The sequence below is a fragment of the Pseudarthrobacter sp. C1 genome (assembly GCF_034720455.1).
Classification (GTDB): Bacteria; Actinomycetota; Actinomycetes; order Actinomycetales; family Micrococcaceae; genus Arthrobacter.
Genome location: NZ_JAYESK010000001.1, coordinates 433007 through 456229 on the forward strand (window position 1 = coordinate 433007; position 23223 = coordinate 456229).

Genomic DNA, 23223 nt, shown 5'->3' on the forward strand with positions numbered 1-23223 from the left:
AACAGAGAGAGGAAACAACATGACGTGGCTGAACAGTGCCGCCCACGCACGCTGGCTCGAGGCGGAAACCGACCGGCTGATCAATTTCGCCGCGGCCTCAAAGGTCCCGACAGGATTCGGCTGGCTCGACAACTACGGCAAGGTGTTCGCCGACAAGCCGACCCACCTCTGGATTACCGCCCGGATGGTCCACAGTTTTTCCGTCGCCGCCCTCATGGGACGGCCGGGTGCCGCAACACTCGTGGACCACGGGATCGCGGCACTCAACGGGGCCCTGCACGATGATGAGTTCGGCGGCTGGTACGCCGAGGTCAACGAAAACGGACCGGTAAACGATACGAAGTCCGGCTACCAGCATTCGTTCGTGCTCCTCGCCGCTGCCAGTGCCGTCGCCGCAGGGCGGCCCGGTGCCCGCGAACTGCTCGACGAGGCGCTCCGGATCGCCGACACGAAATTCTGGGACCACCAGGCCAACATGTGCTTCGACTCGTGGAACCGGGAATTCACCGAAACCGAGGCATACCGGGGCGGAAACGCCAGCATGCATTCGGTCGAGGCCTACCTGATCGTCGCTGACGTGACCGGGGAGAACCGCTGGCTTGAGCGGGCCCTGCACATCGCCGAGGTGCTCATCCACAAATTCGCGCGCAACAACAATTACCGGGTGTTCGAACACTTCGACCCGGAGTGGAACCCCATGCCGGAGTACAACACCGATGACCGGGCCAGCCAGTTCCGCGCCTACGGCGGAACGCCGGGCCACTGGGTTGAGTGGGCGCGCCTGCTCCTCCACCTCCGCGCCGGACTCGAAGCCCGCGGCCTGGACGTTCCGGCCTGGCTCCTGGAAGACGCCCGGGGCCTGTTCGACGCAGCCATCCGTGACGCATGGGAGCCGGACGGCCACCCGGGATTTGTCTACACCGTGGACTGGGAGGGCAAGCCCGTTGTCACCACCCGCATCCGGTGGGTGCCGGCAGAGGCAATCGGGGGCGCGGCCGCCCTCTACATCGCCACGGGCGAGAAGAAGTATGCGGACTGGTACGAGCGGATCTGGGACCACGCCCGCGACTGGTTCATCGACTACGAACACGGGTCCTGGAAGCAGGAGCTCGACGAGAACGGCAATGTCACCTCCACCGTATGGTCCGGCAAGGCGGACATCTATCACCTGTGGCACTGCCTGGTGGTCCCGCGCCTTCCGCTGGCACCCGGTCTGGCTCCGGCAGTTGCGGCGGGCCTGCTGGACGCACGCATCACCGGGACCAGCCAGGACAAGGACCCTGCAGGCCGCTGATTCCTGCGGATGCAGGTGCAGGGCCCCTGCACCTGCCAGGGCGGCAGGTCCGTCCGGCCGGGGTCCCGCACGGACACTGACCTGGGCACCCGGTAGCCGGCTCCGGCGGAAAGCGGATTGCGTCCGGGGACACGCTCCGACGCGCCGGAAACGGCATGGAGCAGGGGCCGCGATCCTGTAAATTTAAGGGAGGAACTGCCCGGCCAGCGAGCCGCGTTCCACCCCTCCCCCTTGAATGGATCCTTCCCCCATGTCCTCCGCCATTCCCGCGCCGGAACCTGCCCGTTTCCCGTACGCCGCGATGGTGGTTTTGGCCACCATCGCCTTCACCGCCATCACCACCGAGCTCCTGCCGTCCGGGCTGCTGCCGCAGATCAGCAGCGGCCTGAACGTGTCCGAGCCGGTTGCGGGCTACCTGGCCGCGGCCTATGCCGCCGTCATTGTGGTCACGGTGGTCCCGGCTGCCCGGCTGCTGGGGAAGATTCCCCGCCATGCGCTGCTGGTGGGGCTCGTCCTGACGTTCGCGCTCAGCAATGCGATGGTGGGACTCGCGCCGGACTTCACCGCCGCCATGATCGCCCGGCTGGTGGGGGGCCTGGCGCACGGCCTGCTCTGGACCACCATGGCCCCGTTCGTCACCAGGGTGGTTCCGGCAGACAAGGTGGGCAAGGCCCTGGCCATTGTCTTCAGCGGCAACAGCCTGGGCCTGGCTATCGGCGCGCCCGTGGGCACGGCGCTGGGCGGGTTCCTCGGCTGGCGCTCGGCGTTCCTGGTGCTGGCAGGGTTCGGACTGGTCCTGACGGTGCTGGCGTTCTTCCTGCTGCCGCGGGTCCAGCGTATTTCCGACGCCGTCCGTCCCTCACTGCGCAAGGCAATCGCCCGGCCCGGAGTCAAGTCGGTGGCCATCGCCTGGCCGCTGCTGGTCCTGGCCCATTTCGCGCTGTTCACCTACATCGCGCCGTTCATCCGCGAGGCAGGCTTCCCCGACTACGCCATCAGCCTCTCGCTCACCGTCCTGGGCGGCTCCGGGCTGCTGGGCATCTGGGTCGCGGGCCTCACCGTGGATTCCCGGCCCCGGCGTTCCCTGCTCATGACGACGGCGGTGATCGCCCTTTCCATGTTCTTCCTCCCTCTCGCGGTGGGCAACTTCCCCGTGGCCCTGGTCCTCATGACGGTCTGGGGTGCGGGACTCGGCGCGATCGGCATTTACAACCAGTCCGCCATCCTGCGGGCCGGGGGCGAGTTCCAGGAAGCCGCGAACGGCCTCACTGTGCTGACCATCCAGCTGGGCATCACGGTGGGCGCCCTGTACGGCTCGGCGGCACTGGTGGTGGGCGGGCCGCTGCTGGTTCCCGTCGCCGCGGCGCTGCCGGTGGTGGCGGCGTGGATCATCGCCCTTGCAGGGAAGACGCACGCGTATCCGCCCGGACCGCGGGAGCGGGTGTGGCTGGAGCCCCGCCCCGTCCGTTCGGAGGAGGTTCCCGTGGCGGAAACCAGTGCACCGCCGTCGCGCCCCCGTCCCTAACCCCCATCGATTGCTCCGTACCGGCCGTTTTCACCGCTCATAACGACATTTGCGGAGCAATCGATGGCGGGTGGACCCAGCGCGCCGGCCCGGCGTCCCGCGTTAACCTCCCCTCCAACTCCGCGCACCCGAACCGCAACCTGCCCCTCCTAGCGTTGACGGGTCACCGGCGGAAACGCCGGCCCCGTCATCCAGGAGGAACCACCACATGCGCAAAGTCCTGACGTCCGCGGCAGCCGCCGCCCTCATCGCCGCCGCGTTCGCTTCGGCAGGTCCCGCCGCCGCCGCCCCGGACACCGACGCCGGAGCGGCGGCGCAGGCAGCAACGGCCCCGAAGGTAAACGAACGCAACGGCTCCTTCGACCTGCAGTCCCACCGCGGCGGCCGCGGCGAATGGACCGAGGAGTCCCTGGCCGCGTTCACGAATTCCCTGGCGCTGGGCGTGACCACCCTCGAGCTGGACACGCACCTCACCGAGGACGGCAACGTGATCGTCTGGCACGACGACACCATCCAGGCCACCAAATGCATCGACACCGCGCCGGCCACCGCCGGCGACCCCGAATTCCCCTACGTGGGCGACCGCGTGGCCGAACTGTCCCTGGCCCAGGTCAAGACGCTGAACTGCGGCTACGCGCAGCTGGCCGGCTACCCGGAGCAGGATGTGGTCGAGGGCAACCGGATCGCCGAGCTCAAGGACGTCTACCAGCTGGTGCGTGACGCGGGCGCCGAGAAGGTCCGCTTGAACGTGGAGACCAAGGTGGAGGGCAGCCAGATCGGCGGCGCCGGCATGGAATCCCTCACGCGCGCCGTGGTGGCCGAAATCCAGGCCTCCGGCATGGCGGACCGCACCACCCTGCAGTCCTTTGACTGGTCTTCCCTCAACCTCACCCGGGAAATCGCGCCCGAGCTCACGCTGGTGGCGCTCTCCAGCGGAGACGCCTGGATGGGTGTGGGCCAGCCCGGCGCCAGCCCCAACCTGGGCGGCATCGACATCGACGACTACGACGGCTCCCTTGCCAAGGCGGCGGCCGCCCAGGGGTATGACGTCATTTCCCCCGCGTTCCGCTCCGTCACCCCTGAGATGATCGCCGAAGCCCACGGGCTGGGCCTCCCCGTGATCCCCTGGACCGTGAACACCACCGCGGACATGGAACGCCTGATGGACCTGGGTGTGGACGGCATCATCACCGACTACCCCACCCGCCTGCGCACCCTCATGGAAGAGCGCGGCCTGAAGCTGCCCAAGGCCTACTCGCTGCAGGGCTGATTTCCGGACAATGCCCGACGGCGGCTGCCGGACATCCGCGCAGGAGTCCGGCAGCCGCCGTCGTGCCTTTGCACCACGCCGGGGCGGAGGCGGATTTCGGCCCCGGGCCCGACGTTGGTAGAGGTTAAAGGATGCAAGACCTACTCAATCCCGCCATGCCCTTCATTGCCGTCACCCTGGCAGTGGCCGCAGGCCTGGTCCTGTCCTGGCTGCTGCGCAAGCTCGTCCTGCGCCTCAACCGCAAGCGTCCGGAACTGCAGGCCACGTCCCGGGTTGCCCGCCAGCCGCTGCGCCTGGCACTGTGCCTGATCGGCGTCCGCACCGCGCTGGGACTCACGGCAGCCGGCGAAAGCTGGCACGGCGCCGTCGACCACCTGCTGCTGATATCCCTCATCGGCTCCCTCGCCTGGCTGGCCGTGGCCGTACTGCTGATCATCGAGGCGGTGGTCCTGGGCCGGTACAGCGTGGACGTTGCGGACAACCGGCGCGCGCGGCGGCTCCGGACGCAGATGATCCTGGCCCGGCGGATCGGTGTTGCGCTGGTGGTGGTGCTTGCCGCCGGTTCGGTGATGCTCACGTTCCCGGCCATCCAGGCCCTCGGCGCCGGGCTGCTGGCCTCCGCCGGGGTCATCTCGATCGTCGCCGGCCTCGCAGCGCAGACTTCCCTGGTGAACGTCTTCGCCGGCATGCAGCTGGCCTTCACGGACGCCATCCGCGTGGACGATGTTGTGGTGGTGCAGAAGGAGTGGGGCCGGATCGAGGAAATCACCCTCACCTACGTGGTGGTCCACATCTGGGACGACCGCCGCCTGATCCTCCCGTCCACCTACTTCACCACCACGCCGTTCGAGAACTGGACCCGGCGCCAGTCCGAGGTGATGGGCACCGTGGAGTTCGACCTCGACTGGCGCGCCCCCGTGGAGGACATGCGCGCCGAGCTGCGGTCCGTCCTCGCCGGCACGGACCTGTGGGACGAGCGCGTGGGCATCCTGCAGATCACCGACGCCACCGGCGGGTTCGTCCGGGTGCGCATCCTGGTCAGCGCCGCGGACAGCGCCGCGCTCTTCGACCTGCGCTGCCTCATCCGCGAGGCCATGGTCACCTTCCTGCAGCAGGGCCATCCGGAAGCGCTCCCCCAGCAGCGCTGGACCGAGGCAGCGTCCGACGGCGGCACCTCCGCCCGCCGCCGGCAGCCGTTGCGGGGGCTGGGTACGTCCAGCCCGGACGGCGCCCGGACGGCCGCGGATCCGCACGAATCACAGCTGTTCACCGGCTCGATCGAGGCCGTGCAGCGCTCGCGTGCCTTCACCGGCCCCGGCGAGGATGTCTTCCAGGACCGGGACCAGACCCTGGCCGCACGGAACTAGGAAAGCCCTTGATATGTGACCAAATGGTCACATATCATTGTTCCCATGGATGCCGTGTTCAAGGCACTCGCAGACCCCACCCGGCGGGAGCTCCTTGACGAGCTGTTCCGCGAGGACGGGCAGACCCTCGGCGCCCTCGAAAGACGCTTCGACATGAGCCGGTTCGGGATCGCCAAGCACCTCAGGATCCTGGAGGAAGCCGGACTGGTGGTGGCCCGCCGTCGGGGGCGTGAAAAGCTGCATTTCCTGAACCCGGTGCCCATCCGGCTCCTCCACGACCGCTGGGTGAGCAAATATGCAGAACCATGGGCCGCTGGCCTCAGCGACCTCAAATCCAGATTGGAAAGTCCCATGGAAAAAATCTTCGAAATCTACATCAAGACCACGCCGGAACGGCTCTGGGAAGCCATCACCAACAGCGAGATCCGCAGCAAGTACCAGTTCGGGAACACCATCGAAACGGACTGGACCCCTGGCGGCAGCTTCACGATGAACAACGTCAAGGCGGGTGCTCCGCTGGGTGAGGGCGAGAACCTGGAGGTGGACCCGCCCCGCCGGCTGGTCCAAACCATGCGTGCCCTCTGGGGTGAGGACGTCAAGGCCGAGGGAACCTCGAAGATCACGTGGGACATCGAGCAGGTGGGCGATTCCTGCCGCCTGACCGTCACCCACAGCGACCTCCGCGAAGGCGCCAACGAGCAGCTCTACGGCGGCTGGCCGATGATCCTCTCCGGCCTGAAGACCTGGCTGGAGACCGGCGAGAAACTGACCACGCCCGGCTCGCTCATGTACACCTAGGACGGCCACCCCAACTAGGTGCGGGGTGCGGGGCGCTGCCGCCACAGCAGGCTCACGCCGAACGTCACCGCGCACAGGACCAGCATCGCGAGGACCATCCGGGCCCAGCTTTCCTGATCCACGCCGCCGCCCGCGAAGACGCCGATCATCACCGTGGCGGTGATGGCGCCCACATACCGGCAGGTCTGGTAGATGCCCGCCGCAACGCCGCGCTCCTGCGGCCCGATGGAAACGAACATGCCCTGGTTGGTGGCGATGCCCACCGTTCCGTACGGGACGCCCATCAGGGCAGTCAGCACCACCACCAGCGGAATCACCAGCGTGCCGGTCAGCAGCCACATCAGCGCGGCCGCCGCGGTGAGGATGACGACGCCGGCAATCAGCACCCGCCGCACGCCGAACCTTCCCATCGCACGGACCGCCCAGGGCGTGGCCAGGACGGACAGGCCCGCCAGCGGCAGCATCAGGAGGCCCACAACGCCGGGATCGTAGCCGCCGGCTTCCTGGAGGAGCTGGGGAAGGCCGAAAAAGACAAAGTAGTACACGCTGCTGAACACCGCGAAGGCCAGGTAGATAAGCATCAGGGGTTTGTTGCGTCCCAGCAGCCTCAGGTCAAGGAAGGGGCGGTCGAAGCGCAGCTCGCGCCAGGCGAAAAGTGCTGCGATGACCGTTCCGGCGGCCAGCATCCACCAGCGGTAGGCAGGAAAGACGTTCAGTGCCGCCATCATCACCAGCAGCAGCGCGGCCACGAATCCCAGGATCCCGGGGATGTCCGAGTCGCGCAGCAGCTGCGCGACGCTGCCGCGCTCCCGGGCCTTGTCGCTGGGTGCCGCCTGGCGGACGATCAACAGTGCGGCCAGCGCCAGCGGGACGTTGAGCAGGAACAGGGCTTCCCAGCCAACGAGGCTGACCAGCAGTCCACCAACGACGGGGCCCACCGCAGCGGCCGAGGTGTTCACCATCTGAAGCCGGCCAAGAGGACGCGCCGGCTCCACATTGGCCCGGTGCGCAATGGCCCCCACCATCACCACAGCGCTGGGGTACGCGGTGGCCGTACCGAGCGCCATCACCGCACGGGCCACGCAGAGCAGGGCGAAGTTCGGGGCAAACGGCGCCAGCGCACACGTCACCGCGACCAAAGCCATGCCGAGCATGAACATCCGCCGCGGGCCGAACCGGTCCGCCAGCCTGCCCATCACGGGCTGGCCTGCCGCGGACGCGAGGTAGAAGGACGTGACCACCCAGGTGACGGCGGCGACGTCGAGCCCGAAGTCCGCGCGGAGCACCACCAGGGCAACGGCGATCATGGAGGAGTTGAGGGGGTTCAGTGCCGTGCCCAGGCTGAGGCCGGCGACGGCCAGGGCAGTCCGGGGTTTGTTGCTCACGGAAACAGTCTGGCGCACACGGTGCAGGCGGCGCGAGTTGATGGACTATCCGCCCTGGTTCCCGGCCTGCACCGGGGGGAACAAAGCTTCCTCAACCAGTCCTGTCAGTTCGCGGATGGTGTCGGCCTGTCCGGCAGCTTCCCCTCCTTCCGCATTCTCGGTGTAGATCACCAGCGCAAAGGATGAGCCGCGGTAATCCAGGACCGCGGCATCGTGCAGGTGCCGGTCGAACTCCCCGTACTTGTGGAACACCTCGATTCCGGCCTGGGAGCCGGCGGGGATCAGGTCCTCGTTGTTCGTGTCCTGCATATAGCCGAGCAGTTCCGCCGTATTTTCCGCGTTCAGCAGGTCCCCGGCGTAAAGCTGTTTGAGGACACTGGCCATCGCGGCAGGAGTCAGGAGGTTCTCCTCGGGATCGTAAGTAACCCCGATCGAGGCGGCGTAGGCGATCAGCTCCGGGTAGCCCACGGCATCCATCAGGAGCAGCCAGGAATCGTTGTTGCTTTGGTTCACCATCGCTTCAAGCTGGAACGCCGCGTCGTAGTCCCCCAGGGGGTCGTCGAGGCGCGCCTCGCCCTTCTCCACCAAGCGGTAGTAGGCCGCTGCCGTGATGATCTTCGCCGTGCTCGCCGCGTTGAAGGCCTCCTGGTCCCCGAAGGTCAGGGCTGCACCACCGGAAACGTCCGCCAGGGCCACCCCGATCCGGTAGCCGGCCTTTTCCGTCAGGAGTGAGTCGATGCGGTCCTGCAGGGAATCCGGGGCGGCGGCAACAGGCTCCGCGGGCGCGGCCGCCGGGACCGATCCCTCCAACCCGTCAAGCGGCACCGAACGCTGGACGGCCAGGACAAAGGTGGCGGCAATCACGAGCGCCACGGCACAAAACAGCACCGCAAGCCTTCGCCTTCCCGCCCCGCGGCGGCTCGGACGGGAGTCCGGAACGGACGAAAACTTCTTCTGGTCCACCGACATAGGGGCTCCTGTCTCCTTCAACAACCCGGTCTGCATCACGCGGCCCCAGCGCACGCGATGCGATATTGATTAGACCATTGAAGGTTGGGAGCGGCCTGATAAGCCGCAGGCGCGCCATGTCCCGCACCCCTTTGTGGACATGGCACCCGCGTCCGCGCAGGTGCGATGTCCGTCAGCGGGTGCGGGCAGCCAATGCGGCGTCCAGGAACTCCAGGTGCGCGGGAGCAACACGCACTGTGTGATCCGCGTAGTCAGGATGCTTGGCGAGGAATTTCTTGATGTAGGGGCACACCGGGACGATGCCCATTCCGGCGCTGACCGTGGCACCCAGCGCGGCGGTGGCGAGCTGGCCCGCCAGTCCCTGGCCGCCGTACTCCTCGTTGATCACCGTGTGATAGAAAATCCGCTGCGGCGCGGCGCCGCCGTCGTAATCCTTGTATGCGGCTTTGCCGATCACGTTGCCGGCGTCGAGGATTTCGAAGCGCCCGCGGCCGGGGTTGTGGCGGACGGTGATGTCGCTCAAGGGGAATCTCCTTCTGTGCGGTGTGTCCTTCAGCTAACCACAGCCGAGGGACACTTGTTCCCGCACCCTTCCCTTGCCCGGACCCACCGTCCGCCAGTCCGGGTTAACTCAGGTAGCCGTTCGGGTTGAGGACGTACTTGGTTGCTGCACCGGCGTCGAACTCCGCGTAGCCCTGCGGCGCCTCCTCAAGCGTGATCGCCTTGGCGTTCACGTTCTTGGCGATGTTCACCTTGTCGTTCAGGATGGCCATCATCAGCTGCCGGTTGTACTTCATCACCGGACACTGGCCCGTGGTGAAGCTCAGCGACTTGGCCCACCCGGTACCCAGGCTCAGGCTGAGGGAACCCTTCTTGGCTGCCTCATCAATGCCGCCCGGATCACCCGTCACGTACAGCCCCGGGATGCCCAGCGCACCGCCGGCAGCGGTGATGTCCATCAGCGAGTTCAGCACGGTGGCCGGCGCTTCTTCGGCATCCTTGCCGTGTCCGTGGCCCCTCGCCTCGAAGCCCACCGCGTCCACGCCGCAGTCCACTTCCGGCACGCCAAGGATCTGCTCGATCTGCTCCGCCGGGCCTCCCTTGGTGAGGTCCACCGTTTCGCAGCCGAAGCTGCGCGCCCGCGCCAGCCTGTCCTCGTTCAGGTCGCCAACAATCACGACGGCGGCGCCCAGCAGGTGCGCGCTGGTGGCCGCTGCCAGGCCCACGGGACCGGCCCCCGCAATGTACACCGTGGAACCAACCCCCACACCGGCACTCACGGCGCCGTGGAATCCCGTGGGGAAGATATCCGAAAGCATGGCCAGGTCCATGATTTTCTCCATGGCCCGGTCCTTGTCCGGGAACTTCAGCAGGTTCCAGTCGGCGTACGGCACCAGCACGTAGTTGGCCTGGCCGCCCACCCAGCCGCCCATGTCCACGTATCCGTAGGCGCTGCCCGGGCGGTCCGGGTTTACGTTCAGGCAAATGCCCGTCTTGCGCTCCTTACAGTTCCGGCACCGGCCGCAGGCAATGTTGAACGGCACAGAGCAGAGGTCCCCGACCTTGATGAATTCAACGTCACGGCCCACCTCCACCACTTCGCCTGTGATCTCATGCCCCAGCACCAGGTCCGGCGGTGCCGTGGTGCGGCCGCGCACCATGTGCTGGTCCGAACCACAGATATTGGTGGCCACGGTCTTGAGGATTACGCCATGGTTGACGGCGCGCCCGACGTTTGCCGGGTTGACGCCCGGCCCGTCCTTGAGTTCGAACGTTGGGTAGTCGATATCAATCAGTTCGACTTTTCCCGGCCCCTTGTAGGCAACGGCTTTGTTCCCTGTCATCTTTTTCTCCTGTTATCCCACGGATGGCCCGGTGGGGCGGCCGTGATTCATGAGTGGTGATGCGCACCCCGCCGGACAGGCACCGTCCAGCATCTGCTGGCAGCTCATGAAACAGTTGCCGGAGGGCATCCTCGAGGTGGGGTGCGCCCAGTCTAAGCACGGGTGGGCCGTCATATCTAGAGGTAGTAAGCCCGGCTGTCTACCCGTTGATGAATTGGGGGTTGCGCCGGCTGGAACCAATGACTTCCGCGGCGAAGCCTTGTAGTCTCGGCACGGAGGACGATCCAACGATCGCAAGCGACCGAAAAACCAAGGAGCGGACATGCCAGCCAACGAGGACGAAATGCAGATCCTGGACCAATGGAGCAACCGGCTGGCCCAGGCGCTGCAGATCCTGGACCTGAAAGTGGACCACGAACTGCTCCTGGACCTGGCCCGGAAATCGGCCGGGTCTGTCACCCACGCCGCAGCCCCGGTGACCACCTTCATGGTGGGCTACGCGGCTGGGCTGCAGGCCGGAACCGGCAGCGCAGGCAACCGCGGGAACGCGGCTGCCGCGGTGGCCAAAGCCGCGGACACCGCCCTCCAGCTGTGCGAGGACGGGCACGACGGCGGGCCCGCCCGCAAAGGCTGGGCGGACACCGCGCAGTAGTCGCGCCGCTTTTTCCGCGGCTTATCCCGCGGCCGTTGGCTCCTCACGGAAGGCGGCAACGGGCTCAAGACGGACGATCACGGCTTTGGAGACGGGCGTCTGGCTGCCCTCCGCGACGCTCTCCAGCGGCACCAGCACGTTGGCTTCCGGATAGTAGGCGGCAGCACACCCGCGGGCGGACGGGTAGGACACCAGCCGGTAGTTGCGGAGGACCCGCTCTGCGTTGTCCCCGTACACGCCGCGCACGTCCACGTGCTGCCCGTCTTCAAGCCCCAGTTCGGCAAGGTCCGCCGGGTTCACGAACACCACTTCGCGGCCCTTCTTGATGCCGCGGTAGCGGTCGTTGTGGCCGTAGATGGTGGTGTTGAACTGGTCGTGCGAGCGCATGCTCTGCAGGATCAGGGTGCCCGCCGGCCGCTCCACATGCTCGAGCTCGTTGACGGTCAGCATGGCCTTGCCGGTGGGGGTGTTGAACGTTCGGGAGTCGCGGGGACCGTTCGGCAGGACGAAGCCGCCGTCCTGCCTGACCTTCCGGTTGTAGTCCTCGCAGCCCACCACCACATGGGAGATGTGCTCGCGGATCAGGTCGTAGTTCTTTTGGAAGCCCGCCCAGTCCGCCGCGATCCGGTCCCCCAGCACCCGCTGCGCCATCCGGCAGACGATGGCCACCTCCGAGAGCAGGCCGGGCGCCACGGGTTCAACCGTGCCGTGGGAGGCGTGGACGGCGCAGACGGTGTCCTCCACGGACACGAACTGCGGGCCGGACTCCTGCCGGTCAATCTCGGTCCGCCCGAGCGTGGGCAGGATCAAGGCCTCGGCGCCCGTGACCGCGTGGGAGCGGTTGAGCTTGGTGGAAACGTGGACGGACAGTTCGGTGCCTTCCATCGCCGCCTCGGCAGCCCGGGTGTCGGACATGGCGCCCACGAAGTTGCCGCCCATGGCGATGAAGACCTTGATCCCGCCGTCGCGCATCTGCCGGATGGTCTCCACCGCATCCGCGCCATGCGTCCGCGGCGGTTCGAAGCTGAATTCCTTCCCCAAGGCGTCCAGGAATGCCGGCGGCATCTGTTCCCAGATCCCCATGGTCCGGTCGCCCTGGACGTTGCTGTGCCCCCGGATCGGGGAGGCGCCGGCGCCGGGCTTGCCGATGTTGCCGCGCAGCAGCAGCAGGTTGATGATTTCCTTGATGGTGGCCACGCCCTTCTTCTGCTGCGTGATGCCCATCGCCCAGGTGATGATCACCTTCTCCGCGGCCAGGTACCGGGCCGCGAGCTCGTCGATTTCCTCAGTCCGCAGGCCCGTGGCCTCAAGGACGGCGGCCTCGTCCAGTTCAGCAAGGTGCGCCCGGAGTTCCTCGAGGCCGTCGCAGTGCTCCTCGAGGAACTGGTGGTCAAGCACCGTCCCCGGATGAGCGGCTTCGGCATCGAGGACGCGTTTGGAAACGGCCTGCAGCAGCGCCATGTCGCCGCCGATCCGCACCTGCAGGAACTGGTCCGCCAGGTCGGTGCCGCGGCCGATGATCCCCTTCACCGTCTGCGGGTTCTTGTAGCGCATCAGCCCGGCCTCGGGCAGCGGGTTGACCGCCACGATCCGGGCACCGGCCTCCTTCGCTTCTTCGAGGGCGGTGAGCATCCGGGGGTGGTTGGTGCCCGGGTTCTGGCCCATGATGATGATCAGCTCGGCCTTGGCGAAGTCGTCATAGGAAACCGTGGCTTTGCCGATGCCGATGGTCTGGCCCATGGCCCAGCCCGAGGACTCGTGGCACATGTTGGAGCAGTCCGGCAGGTTGTTGGTGCCGTATCCGCGGATGAACAGCTGGTACAGGAAGGCTGCCTCGTTCGAGGTCCGGCCGCTGGTGTAGAAGGCTGCCTGGTCGGGGCTGGGCAGCGAATTCAGCTTGTCCGCAATGATCCCGAACGCTTCGTCCCAGCCCACGGGCCGGTAGTGGTCTTCGCCTGCAGGCTTGTACACAGGCTCCGTCAGGCGCCCCTGCATGCCCAGCCAGTACTCGGACCGCTCCCGCAGCTCGCTGACCGGATGCTCCCCCCAGAATTCGGACCCGATCACCACCGGGGTGGCCTCCCAGGTCACTGCTTTGGCGCCGTTTTCGCAGAATTCGAACGTCTTGCGGTGGCCCGGGTCCGGCCAGGCGCAGCTCATGCAGTCGAACCCGTCCTTCTGGTTCAGCGCCAGCAGGGTCTTCCGCGACCGGTCCAGGCCCATGTGCTTGAGCGCCGGCTGCATGGAATGGTAGACGCCGGGCACGCCGGCAGCCCACGTTTTCGGGTGGCCGCTGACTTCAATCTCAGACTCGTCAGCCTCATCGACTTCGGGGTTTTTGCGCGTCACTGCTGGTTCTCCTCGCATTAAGCCGGTACCTGCCACCCTCCGGATGTTCGGGGGTCCGGGCTCTTTCCACACTTGTTCAGGGGAACCGGGAAGTCAAGGAAAACGGCCTCTTGTCCGGGACCACCCTCCGCGAAGGACGGACGACGGCGCTTCCCGGCCGCGATAGGCTGGTCACCTCGGCTGAAGCAAGCGGCCGCGGGAACCACTCTGCGGAGCGCCTTTCATGTCCGACGAACTTGCCCTGTCCGCCCTCGCGGCGTCCTCCTTTTCCCTGCCCCACCTGCGGGACGGCCAGCTGGCCGGCATGGCCGCGCTGGCCGGCGGCCGTGACGTCCTTGCGGTGATGCCCACCGGCTACGGAAAATCTGCGATCTACCAGGTCGCTGCCCTGTTCCTCCACAACAAGACCCGGCGGCCCGCCGTCGTGGTCTCCCCTCTCATCGCCCTGCAGGAGGACCAGCTCGACGGACTGGCCGCGGACCTGGGGGCGGGCGCCGCCGTCGCCGTCAATTCGTCCCGCAGCGATTCGGAGGTGGAGGCCGCGTGGCACGCGGTGGAAACCGGCAAGGCCGCGTTCCTGTTCCTCGCCCCGGAGCAGCTGGCCAAGCAAAAGACGGTGGACCGCATCGCCGCCCTGGACATCACGCTGTTCGTCGTGGACGAGGCCCACTGCGTCTCCTCCTGGGGCCACGATTTCCGCCCCGACTACCTCAGCCTGGGCAGCGTCCGTGAACGGCTGGGCAATCCCCCCGTTGCGGCCCTCACCGCCACCGCCTCGCCCCCGGTCCGGGACGAGATCGTGGAGCGGCTGCGCATGAAGGACCCGCTGGTCCTGGTGCACGGCTTCGACCGGCCCAACATCAGCCTGGACGTCGTCCGGCACCATGAGGACAAGGGCAAGCGCCAGTCCGTGATGCAACAGGTGGCGGCGATGGCACGGGACGGGCAGGGCCTCCTCTACGCCGCCACCCGCAAAGACACCGAAAAGTACGCAGCCAAGCTGGGGAACGAGGGGCTGCGCGCGGAGGCGTACCACGCCGGCCGCTCCGCCGCGGACCGCGAGCGCATCCACGAACAGTTCCTGGACGACCAACTGGACGTCGTGGTGGCCACCACAGCGTTCGGCATGGGAATCGACAAACCCAATGTGCGCTTCGTGGTCCACGCGGACATTCCCGAGTCGCTGGATTCCTACTACCAGGAGATAGGCCGGGCCGGGCGTGACGGTGAGCCCGCTGCGGCCGTGCTGCACTACCGCTCAGAGGATCTGGGCCTGCGGAAATTCTTCGCAACCCACTCCGCCGATCCCGAGGCGCTCCTGGCCCTGCTGAAGGTCCTCAAGTCAGCGGGCGCGCCTGCCCCCAGGTCTTCCCTTGCCGAACTCACGGGTTTGCCGGCCCGCCGCATCACCTCGCTGGTGAACCAGCTGGAGGAAACCGGCGCTGTCACGTCCGGCAGGCGCGGCGTCCGGCTCGCCTCCACGGCGAAGCTGCCCGCCCTGGTGGGCGGCGTCGTCGAACTCGCCGAAGCCCGGCAGCGCGTGGACCAGTCCCGGCTCACCATGATGCGCGGCTACGCCGAGACGGACCGCTGCCGGCGGCAATTCCTGCTGGCCTACTTTGGCGAGGACCTGCCGGAGCCGTGCGGCAACTGCGACGCGTGCGCCGATGCTGCCGCGAAGAAGCCGGCCCTTCATTCAGCGGACGACGGCGGCAGGGCTTCGGGCGATCAGGCGGAGGAGCGGTTCCCGCTCCAGTCCGCCGTGGTCCATAAGGAGTGGGGTCCGGGGCTGGTGATGCGGCACGAGGATGACGTGATGACCGTCCTGTTTGAACAGGAGGGCTACAAAACCCTCTCGCGGACCGCCGTGATGGAACACGAACTCCTGAAGCCCGCGTAGGTAGGTAGGCTGGGAAGAGACCCCAACGAAAGGCCCGCCGCGTGGAAGTACCTTCTTATGTCTGGACCCTGACCGTCATTGGGATCGTAGGCCTGCTGGCCTTCGACTTCTTCTTCCACGTCCGCAAGGCACACACTCCCTCGCTCAAGGAATCTGCCTTCTGGTCAGCCCTCTACGTGGGCATCGCGCTGCTTTTCGGGCTCGGCGTGCTGCTGTTCGGCGGACCCACCATGGGCACCGAATACTTTGCCGGGTACATCACGGAGAAGGCGCTGTCCGTGGACAACCTCTTCGTGTTCCTCATCATCATGGCCAGCTTCCGGGTGCCCCGCGCGGACCAGCAGAAGGTGCTGCTGTTCGGCATCGTCTTTTCCCTGATCGCCCGCACGGCATTCATTTTCCTCGGCGCGGCACTGATCAACAGCTTCGCCTGGGTGTTCTACATCTTCGGGCTGATCCTGCTCATCACCGCCGGGAACCTGCTCAAGCCGGACAGCCACGACGACGACTCCGACGGCCTGGTGGTCCGGCTCGCCAAGAAGCTCCTGCCGGCGTCGGAACACTACGACGGCGACAAGCTCTTCACCGTGCAGGACGGCAAGCGCGTCCTCACCCCGATGCTCCTGGTGATGGTGGCGATCGGCGGCACGGACATCCTGTTTGCGCTGGACTCCATCCCGGCAATTTTCGGCCTGACGCAGAACGTATTCATCGTGTTCACGGCCACGGCGTTCTCCCTGATGGGCCTGCGGCAGCTGTTCTTCCTGATCGACGGGCTGCTGGACCGCCTGATCTTCCTTTCCTACGGCCTGGCCGTCATCCTGGGGTTCATCGGCGTGAAGCTCATCCTGCACGCCCTGCACGAGAACACCCTGCCGTTCATCAACGACGGCGAGCACGTGAACGTGGTGGAGGTCAGCACGGGCGTGTCCCTGAGCGTGATCCTGGGCGTCCTGGTGGTCACCGTCCTGGCATCCATTTTCAGCCCCAAGGGCAAGGCCAAGAACGCCGTTTCCGGTGCCAGGCGGCATGCCGTTGAATACCTGGACCTGAACTACGAGACGGACATGAACGAGCGGGACAAGATCTTCGCCGCAATGTGCCGCGAGGAGGACCAGATCCGCAAGCTCCCGGAGAAGTACAAGCGCCTCATCCGGAACGAAACCGAGTTCATGGACCTGCTGCGCTCCGCCCATGCCGAGCATGACAAAGCCCAGGTGCGGGCGGCCGCGGAGGGCTGACCGCCCACCCAACTAGGTAGCGCCAAGTGTCGTTTTGGGGGCTCAAAACGACACTTGGCGCTACCTAGTTTCGGGGCCCGGCTGTTTGTCGGTGCCTCTTGCTAGCTTTGATTCAGGGCCAGGGGAATCCTCCTCCGGCCCGCCGATGACGGCCCGGCTGTCGATGGGGAGGCTCCGTGTTCCTGCTTGAAGCTGCTGCGGCCGGCGCGCCGCCGGACCTGGTGTTTTCCGCCAGCGACCTTGTGGCCGCCAGCGAGTGTGAGTACCGCACGCTCCGGGTCCTGGACGAGAAACTGGGCCGCTCCCCCAAGGCGGTCTTTCCCGCAGACGAAATGCAGGTCCGCGCCGGCGAACTGGGCGACCGGCACGAGCAAACCGTCCTGGCCAGCCTGCTTGCCAAGTACGGCGAATGGGATGCCGGCCGGGGTGCGGGCGTGTACTCCCTTGATCGTGGCCGGAACGGCCGCGGGGAGCTGCAGGCCAAGCATGCCGAAACAGAGCTCGCCCTGCGGTCCGGGGCGGACGTGGTCTTCCAGGCCACGTTCTTTGACGGCGAGTTCCTGGGCTACGCGGACTTCCTGGTCAACGAAGCCGCGGGCACCGGAAACCCCGGGCGCTATGAGGTCTGGGACACCAAACTCGCCCGGCACGCCAAGGTGGGCGCGCTGCTGCAGCTTGCGGCGTACGGGGACCAGCTGCTGGGGATGGGCATTGAGCCCTCACCGGTGGTCACGCTGGTGCTGGGCACGCGCATAGGTGAGGACTGGCTCCGCAGCAGCCATTCGCTTCCGGACCTGCTGCCTGTTTTCCGCGAACGGCGGCGCCGTTTCCGCGAACTGGTTGCGCACCACAGGGAGGCTGACGCCACGGTGCAGTGGCAGCAGCCGGGAATCGTCCACTGCGGCCGGTGCGATTACTGCGCCGAGCAGGTGCAGCTGCACCGGGACCTCCTGATGGTGGCAGGGATGTCGGTGGTGCAGCGAAAGAAACTGCACGCCGCCGGCATCACCACTATCGACGAACTTGCGGCAATGCCTGCCGGAGACGCCCGGAATTCCGTGGCCCGGCTCCGGTCGCAGGCCCGAATGCAGCTGGGGCTGGACGCCGTCACGGGCTCCCGGACGTTCACCAAGGACGGCAAGCCGCACACAGTCGCGTTCACTGTCCTGCCCGGGAACACCATCGGGTCACTGCCGCCTCCCAGCCCCGGGGACATCTTCTTCGACTTCGAGGGAGACCCCCTCTGGCAGGATCCCGCCACCGGAGCCTGGGGCATCGAATACCTGTTCGGAGTGGTCGAGGCACCGGCTCCAGGCCACCACGGCGACCCGGTGTTCCGCCCGTTCTGGGCGCACTCCAGGTCCGGGGAGCGCCGCGCCTTCCTGGATTTCCTTGGCTACGTGGAGGAACGCCGGGCACGGTATCCGGACATGCACGTCTACCACTACGCACCGTACGAAAAGACGGCACTCCGCAACCTCTCGCTGGCGCACCAGGCCGGAGAGGAGACAGTGGACAACTGGCTCCGGGAAGGGCTGCTGGTGGATCTTTACGCCACTGTCCGGCATTCGCTGCGCATTTCCGAGCCCTCCTACTCCATCAAGAAACTGGAGCCGCTCTATATGGGCAACAACCTGCGCTCGGGGGACGTGAAGGACGCGGGGGCCTCGGTGGTGGCCTACGCCGCCTATTGCGCGGCCCGCGATGCCGGGAACATGGCGGAAGCGGACAAGGTCCTGGCGTCCATCTCGGACTACAACCGTTACGACTGCCTGTCCACGCTCCGGCTCCGGGACTGGCTGCGCGAGGTGGGGGCGCAGGCCGCTGCGGCCCCAGCATCCCCGGAACGCCAGGGCGCAGCCGAAGGGCAGGGCGCAGCCGAAGGGCAGGGCGCAGCCGAAGGGCAGGGCGCTGCCGAACGACGGCCAGCGCCGGAACAGCGGCCTGTCCCCGAGGAAAGTCCGGCGGAGGCCCCGCTGCGCGAGTACTTGGCAGATCTTCCGGACAACCGCCCCTGGACCGACGACGAACGCGCCATCGCGATGGTGGCCGCCGCCACCGGCTACCACCGCCGCGAGCGCAAACAGTTCTGGTGGCAGCACTTCGACCGCGTGGAAGCACCGCTTGAGAACTGGGCGGACCAACGGAACGTGTTCGTGGTGTCCTCGGCCGAGGTCACCTCCGACTGGGCGCTGGTCAAGCCCCGGGAGCGTATGCGGACACGGGTACTCCGGCTCCGCGGCACCATGACTGAGGGGTCCGATTTCCGCGCAGACTCCACCTGGTGCCGGCTCTACGACGCACCGCCGCCGGAGGGCATGGCCGCCCCGGACGCTGCTCCCGGAGCACGCGCCTACGCCTTCGGGACCAGGATCCGCGAGCTTGCTCCGGCGCCTGACAACCCGGAGCACACCATCATCACCATCGCCGAGCGCGAGTCGGGGAAGGTTGCCGCCTACCCGCACCTGCCCGTGGCCCTCACCGAGGACCAGCCGCTGGCCACCGCGAGCATCGAAGCTGCGATCGCGGAGATCGCCACCACCGTCGGAGCGTCCGTTCCTTCGCTCCCGGCGCAACCCGGGCTGGACATCCTGCGCAAGCAGCCCCCGCGGTTCAGCACCCTGGCCGGGCCCGTGGACGTGCCCCACAACACCGATGGCACCGCGGACTATGCTGCGGCCATCACGGCGTCCCTCCGGGACCTTGACCGTTCCTACCTTGCCGTGCAGGGGCCGCCGGGCACGGGAAAGACGTACGTCGGGGCCCACGTCATCGGCCGGCTGGTGAAAGAAGGCTGGAAGATCGGCGTGGTGGGCCAGTCGCACAACGTGGTGGAGAACCTGCTCTGCTGCGCCATTGCCGCCGGCGGCGTTGACCCGGCGGCGGTAGCCAAGAAGCTGGCGTCCCCGCACGATGTTCCCTGGAAGTCCGGCAGGGACGGCGACGTCGCCCGACTGCTTGCGTCCTCCGGCGGCTGCGTGGTGGGCGGAACCGCGTGGACCATGACCGGCAAGGAAGTCCCCGCCGGTTCCCTGGATCTGCTGGTGATCGATGAAGCCGGGCAGTTCTCGCTGGCCAACACCCTTGCCGTTTCCCGGGCCGCCAAGCGGCTGCTCCTGCTCGGCGATCCGCAGCAGCTGCCACAGGTCACCCAGGGCGCGCACCCGGAGCCCGTGGACGAGTCCGCCCTGGGCTGGCTGGCCGCGGGACACGCCACCCTGCCTGCCAGCCTTGGCTACTTCCTGGCCGACAGCTGGCGGATGCACCCGGAACTGTGCCGCGCAGTTTCCGGGCTCAGCTACGAAGGAAAGCTGCAGTTCGCCCCGGCAGCATCGCAGCGGAAACTCGAGGAGCTGCCACCCGGCGTCGAAACCGTGTTCGTGGAGCACACCGGCAACGCCACAGCGTCCAGGGAAGAGGCGGCGGAGGTGGTCCGCCAGGCACGGCGGCACCTTGGGCTGAAATGGACGCCGGGGGCGCAGGGCGAGGCACGGCCCCTCGACCAGCAGGACCTGCTGGTGGTGGCCGCCTACAACGCCCAGGTCCACCTGGTCCGGAAAGCCCTGGAGGAAGCCGGGCTGCCGGATGTCCGGGTGGGGACCGTGGACAAGTTCCAGGGCCAGGAAGCGCCCGTTGTACTCGTATCCATGGCCTGCTCCGCCGTGGCCGAGGCGCCGCGGGGAGCTGAGTTCCTGCTTAACAGGAACCGGATCAATGTGGCCGTGTCACGCGGGCAATGGCGGGCCGTGATCATCCGCTCCCCCGAGCTCACCAGCTACATGCCGCACAAGCCCGCAGCGCTGGAAGAGCTGGGCGCCTTCATCGGCCTCAGCCCGCGGGATTGAGCCGATTGAGCACGGAATTGAGCACGGAGCTGTAGGGCTCAGCGCGCCCGGAAGCTGCGGAAGTTACCCTCAGCCGCGGAGATGGAGTCCTCCACGCGCTCCACACGCCCGGGGGTGCGTTCGGAATTCAGCCAGGTCCGGAGCTCGTTGATTTTCCACTGGGGTCCCTCGGCAATCAGGCCGACCGAGCCGTCGGCAAGGTTCTTCACCTCGCCGGTGAGGCCAAGCTCTTCCGCTTTGCCCATGGTCCGGTAGCGGAAGCCCACCCCCTGGACCGCCCCAAAAACCCGGGCCGTCAGCCGCACCGAACCCGCCTCGGATGACGCGGCTCCGTCGAATGACGCGGCTGCGTCGGATGAGGCGGCTCCCTCAGAAGGATCGGGTACCCCGGATGACGGACCTGCGTGCCGTGCCATGGTGCCTCCCCTCCGTCAGTGCCGTCCCCTCCCAACTAGGTAGCAGTAAGTGTCGTTTTGAGCGTCCAAAACGACACTTGGCGCTACCTAGTTGGGAGGGCGGCACGGGAGTTAGTTGATGGTGATGTCGCGCGTGCTGTGGTTGTAGCGGATGGTGACCGGACCGCCGGCGTGGTGCAGCTCGTGGTTGGGGCCGTCGAACACGCCGAACGCGCCGTAGTTCTCATCCCAGGACCGGTTGAGGGCGATCTTGAAGGTGTAGAAGCCGGCGGGCAGTTCGGTGCTCTTCTTCCAGAGCTGGTCCAGGAAGTCGAACTCCATCTGGGCTTCGTCGTACTGCGGTGCCCAGTTCTCCGGAGCACCCAGGATGGTGTTGAAGTCGCCGGCTACAGCCACCGCTTCGGGCTGCGGGTGCGTCTCAACATCCGCGTCCTCGAACGGCTCCGCTGCCACGGGTGCAGCGGTTTCAGTTGCCTTGGCCGGCGCCTTGCGGGTGCGCACGGCTTTGACCACGGGCTCGACGGCGTCCTCGAGCACCTTGGCTGCCTTGCCCACGGCGGCGGCGGCCTTCTTTGCCGGGGTCTTCTTGGCGGGAGCCTTCTTGGCGTCGGCGGCCACGGCTGCCGGGGCTGCCGTTTCGGGGACCGCGGTGGTCCTGCGCACGAAGCCCTCGGGAGCAGTGGGAACCTGGACATCGGCAGGCACTGGAGTGCCGGCGTCGAGCGCGGTGGCAAAGGACACGGCGTCCGGGAAGGCAACCGTTGCGCGCATGCCTTCGTCAGTGATGGTCCAGCCGGAGCGGCCCTTGACCAGCCAGCCGGCCTTGACCAGCTTTGCGGTGGCCGAGGTGAGCGTCTTGTGGCCGCGGGGAATCCCGCCGCTGAGCAGTTCGGCCTCGTGCTCGTTGAACGGCACGCGTGCCGTAGCCTCCGCGAGGACTTGCCCCGCGTTCAGTGCATCGCCTGACCACACGCCTTCGGTCAGGACATCCAGCACGGTCTTGAGGCGAAGGAAGGTGTTTTCTGCGGTGGACTTGGCCATGGTTCCCCTTTATAAAAGCGATCGGTCATAGGCATCTTGCCAATTGCCGGTTAAATCGCGCGACTTGAAATGGTTAACAATGCGTGTCGTGACCGACTATTAAGCGGACATCCCAACAAATGAGGCTGAGGTCTCGGGAAACGGGCTGACTGCACAACCCTTGAGCGCTGACATGGGTGCGACATTGCACTTCCCAGACACGCCTGCGGCACCTATATTAGCCGGATTCACCAGCGGCTGTTGCCTGGGACACGTTAGGCGCCCGCCACTTCGCCGCTGTTCAGTTCCTCCAGCAGTTCCGCCTTCCGTTCCTCGGAGGCGAAGGACGAATGGATCGAGTTCGCTGCCAGCCGGGCCTTGTCGAAATCGGACAGCTCAAACACCGCCCCCAGCTGGGCGAAGTTGTCGTCCACATAGCCGCCAAAGTACGCGGGATCGTCCGAGTTGACGGACACGTTCAGGCCGGCCGCGAGCATTGCGGGCAGCGGGTGCTCGGCAAGGGTGTCCACGGCCCGGAGCCGGACGTTGGACAGCGGGCAGACGGTGAGCGGAATCCGCGCATCCACCAGGCGCTCCACCAGGTCCGGATCCTCCATGCAGCGGATGCCGTGGTCAATGCGTTCCACGCCCAGGATGTCCAGGGCTTCGATGATGTACGACGGCGGTCCCTCCTCGCCGGCGTGCGCCGTCAGCCGCAGGCCTGCCTCGCGTGCCTTGTCATAGAGCCGCTCGAATTTCGACGGCGGATTGCCCACCTCGGCGGAATCCAGGCCGACGGCGGCAATGGGTGCGTTCATGGCCAGCAGGCTGTCCAGCACTTCCAGTGCCGACTCCTCGGACAGATCGCGCAGGAACGCAGCGATCAGCAGGGTGGAAATCCCGAAGTCCTCCTGCGACGTCGCCAGTACGGAAGCCACACCGTTGACGCAGGTCTGCAGGGAAATCCCGCGCGAGAGGTGGGCCTGCGGGTCCATCATGATTTCGGCGTGCCGGACTCCGGCAGCAGCAGCCCGCTCCAGGTAGGCCCGGGTCATGTCGGCGAAGTCCTGTTCGGTCTGCAGCACCGCCATGTTCGCGTAGTACAGGTCCAGGAAGGACTGCAGGTCCGTGAACTCGTACCTTTCCCGGAGTTCGTCCAGGCCTGCGTACGGCAGGACGATGCCGTTTCTCTCTGCGAGCGCGAAGATCAGCTCGGGCTGGAGGGTTCCCTCGATGTGAAGGTGCAGCTCGGCCACCGGAAGGATCCTGGCGGGGACTTCAAGCTCTGCTGCGTCCAGTTCTGTTTCGGGCACGGCAGTGCCGCCGGCAAAGTTATCCATCGGGTCAG

17 protein-coding genes are annotated in these 23223 nt (G+C 66.9%); 9 read left to right on the forward strand and 8 right to left on the reverse strand.

Going from position 1 to position 23223, the window contains the following annotated elements:
- Nucleotides 1–19: 19 nt before the first annotated feature.
- The 5 genes from U7114_RS01895 to U7114_RS01915 all read left to right on the forward strand — a co-directional run bounded on the left by U7114_RS01895 (nucleotide 20) and on the right by U7114_RS01915 (nucleotide 6254).
- A complete protein-coding gene (locus tag U7114_RS01895; protein ID WP_321215477.1) occupies nucleotides 20–1294 on the forward strand; it encodes an AGE family epimerase/isomerase in 1275 nt (424 codons plus the stop codon).
- Between the two features lie 250 nt (nucleotides 1295–1544).
- The gene (locus tag U7114_RS01900) at nucleotides 1545–2819 is read left to right on the forward strand and encodes an MFS transporter (protein ID WP_323056427.1); all 1275 of its coding nucleotides are present in this window, start codon (nucleotides 1545–1547) and stop codon (nucleotides 2817–2819) included.
- Between the two features lie 208 nt (nucleotides 2820–3027).
- On the forward strand, nucleotides 3028–4089 hold the full coding sequence (locus U7114_RS01905) for a glycerophosphodiester phosphodiesterase family protein (RefSeq protein ID WP_323056428.1): 1062 nt from the start codon (nucleotides 3028–3030) through the stop codon (nucleotides 4087–4089).
- Nucleotides 4090–4220: 131 nt separating this feature from the next.
- On the forward strand, nucleotides 4221–5456 hold the full coding sequence (locus tag U7114_RS01910; RefSeq protein ID WP_323056429.1) for a mechanosensitive ion channel family protein: 1236 nt from the start codon (nucleotides 4221–4223) through the stop codon (nucleotides 5454–5456).
- A gap of 45 nt (nucleotides 5457–5501) precedes the next feature.
- Nucleotides 5502–6254, forward strand: coding sequence for a metalloregulator ArsR/SmtB family transcription factor (locus tag U7114_RS01915; protein ID WP_323056430.1), 753 nt, complete (start codon nucleotides 5502–5504; stop codon nucleotides 6252–6254).
- A gap of 14 nt (nucleotides 6255–6268) precedes the next feature.
- Here the strand turns inward: U7114_RS01915 and U7114_RS01920 are convergent, their stop codons facing one another.
- The 4 genes from U7114_RS01920 to fdhA all read right to left on the reverse strand — a co-directional run bounded on the left by U7114_RS01920 (nucleotide 6269) and on the right by fdhA (nucleotide 10452).
- The gene (locus U7114_RS01920; RefSeq protein ID WP_323056431.1) at nucleotides 6269–7639 is read right to left on the reverse strand and encodes an MFS transporter; all 1371 of its coding nucleotides are present in this window, start codon (nucleotides 7637–7639) and stop codon (nucleotides 6269–6271) included.
- Nucleotides 7640–7684: 45 nt separating this feature from the next.
- Nucleotides 7685–8608 carry a serine hydrolase gene (locus U7114_RS01925; RefSeq protein WP_323056432.1) on the reverse strand — a complete coding sequence of 308 codons (924 nt, stop codon included), beginning with the start codon at nucleotides 8606–8608 and terminating at the stop codon, nucleotides 7685–7687.
- Nucleotides 8609–8780: 172 nt separating this feature from the next.
- On the reverse strand, nucleotides 8781–9131 hold the full coding sequence (locus U7114_RS01930; RefSeq protein ID WP_157238964.1) for a GNAT family N-acetyltransferase: 351 nt from the start codon (nucleotides 9129–9131) through the stop codon (nucleotides 8781–8783).
- Nucleotides 9132–9234: 103 nt separating this feature from the next.
- Nucleotides 9235–10452: a formaldehyde dehydrogenase, glutathione-independent gene (gene fdhA / locus U7114_RS01935; protein ID WP_157238965.1), complete on the reverse strand. Its 1218-nt coding sequence runs from the start codon at nucleotides 10450–10452 to the stop codon at nucleotides 9235–9237.
- A gap of 322 nt (nucleotides 10453–10774) precedes the next feature.
- Here fdhA and U7114_RS01940 point away from each other — a divergent pair, with 322 nt between their 5' ends.
- The gene (locus U7114_RS01940; RefSeq protein ID WP_323056433.1) at nucleotides 10775–11104 is read left to right on the forward strand and encodes a DUF6457 domain-containing protein; all 330 of its coding nucleotides are present in this window, start codon (nucleotides 10775–10777) and stop codon (nucleotides 11102–11104) included.
- Between the two features lie 21 nt (nucleotides 11105–11125).
- Here U7114_RS01940 and U7114_RS01945 read toward each other — a convergent pair whose 3' ends face one another.
- Complete coding sequence (locus tag U7114_RS01945) at nucleotides 11126–13453, reverse strand: FdhF/YdeP family oxidoreductase (RefSeq protein WP_323056434.1); 2328 nt, start codon at nucleotides 13451–13453, stop codon at nucleotides 11126–11128.
- Nucleotides 13454–13676: 223 nt separating this feature from the next.
- On the opposite strand from U7114_RS01945, the gene U7114_RS01950 reads away from it, so the two are divergent.
- The 3 genes from U7114_RS01950 to U7114_RS01960 all read left to right on the forward strand — a co-directional run bounded on the left by U7114_RS01950 (nucleotide 13677) and on the right by U7114_RS01960 (nucleotide 20439).
- Nucleotides 13677–15353, forward strand: coding sequence for a RecQ family ATP-dependent DNA helicase (locus U7114_RS01950; RefSeq protein WP_323056435.1), 1677 nt, complete (start codon nucleotides 13677–13679; stop codon nucleotides 15351–15353).
- Between the two features lie 41 nt (nucleotides 15354–15394).
- Nucleotides 15395–16594, forward strand: coding sequence for a TerC family protein (locus tag U7114_RS01955; RefSeq protein WP_323056436.1), 1200 nt, complete (start codon nucleotides 15395–15397; stop codon nucleotides 16592–16594).
- Between the two features lie 176 nt (nucleotides 16595–16770).
- Nucleotides 16771–20439, forward strand: a complete 3669-nt coding sequence (locus U7114_RS01960) for a TM0106 family RecB-like putative nuclease (protein ID WP_323056437.1) — start codon at nucleotides 16771–16773, stop codon at nucleotides 20437–20439.
- A gap of 38 nt (nucleotides 20440–20477) precedes the next feature.
- Here the strand turns inward: U7114_RS01960 and U7114_RS01965 are convergent, their stop codons facing one another.
- The 3 genes from U7114_RS01965 to U7114_RS01975 form a co-directional block, all read right to left on the reverse strand.
- Entirely contained in the window at nucleotides 20478–20855 is a 378-nt protein-coding gene (locus U7114_RS01965; RefSeq protein ID WP_323056438.1) for an acylphosphatase, read from the reverse strand.
- 111 nt (nucleotides 20856–20966) lie between these two features.
- On the reverse strand, nucleotides 20967–21896 hold the full coding sequence (locus tag U7114_RS01970) for a glycosidase (protein ID WP_321215465.1): 930 nt from the start codon (nucleotides 21894–21896) through the stop codon (nucleotides 20967–20969).
- Between the two features lie 254 nt (nucleotides 21897–22150).
- Nucleotides 22151–23215 carry an adenosine deaminase gene (locus U7114_RS01975; RefSeq protein ID WP_323056439.1) on the reverse strand — a complete coding sequence of 355 codons (1065 nt, stop codon included), beginning with the start codon at nucleotides 23213–23215 and terminating at the stop codon, nucleotides 22151–22153.
- Between the last annotated feature and the right edge of the window lie 8 nt (nucleotides 23216–23223).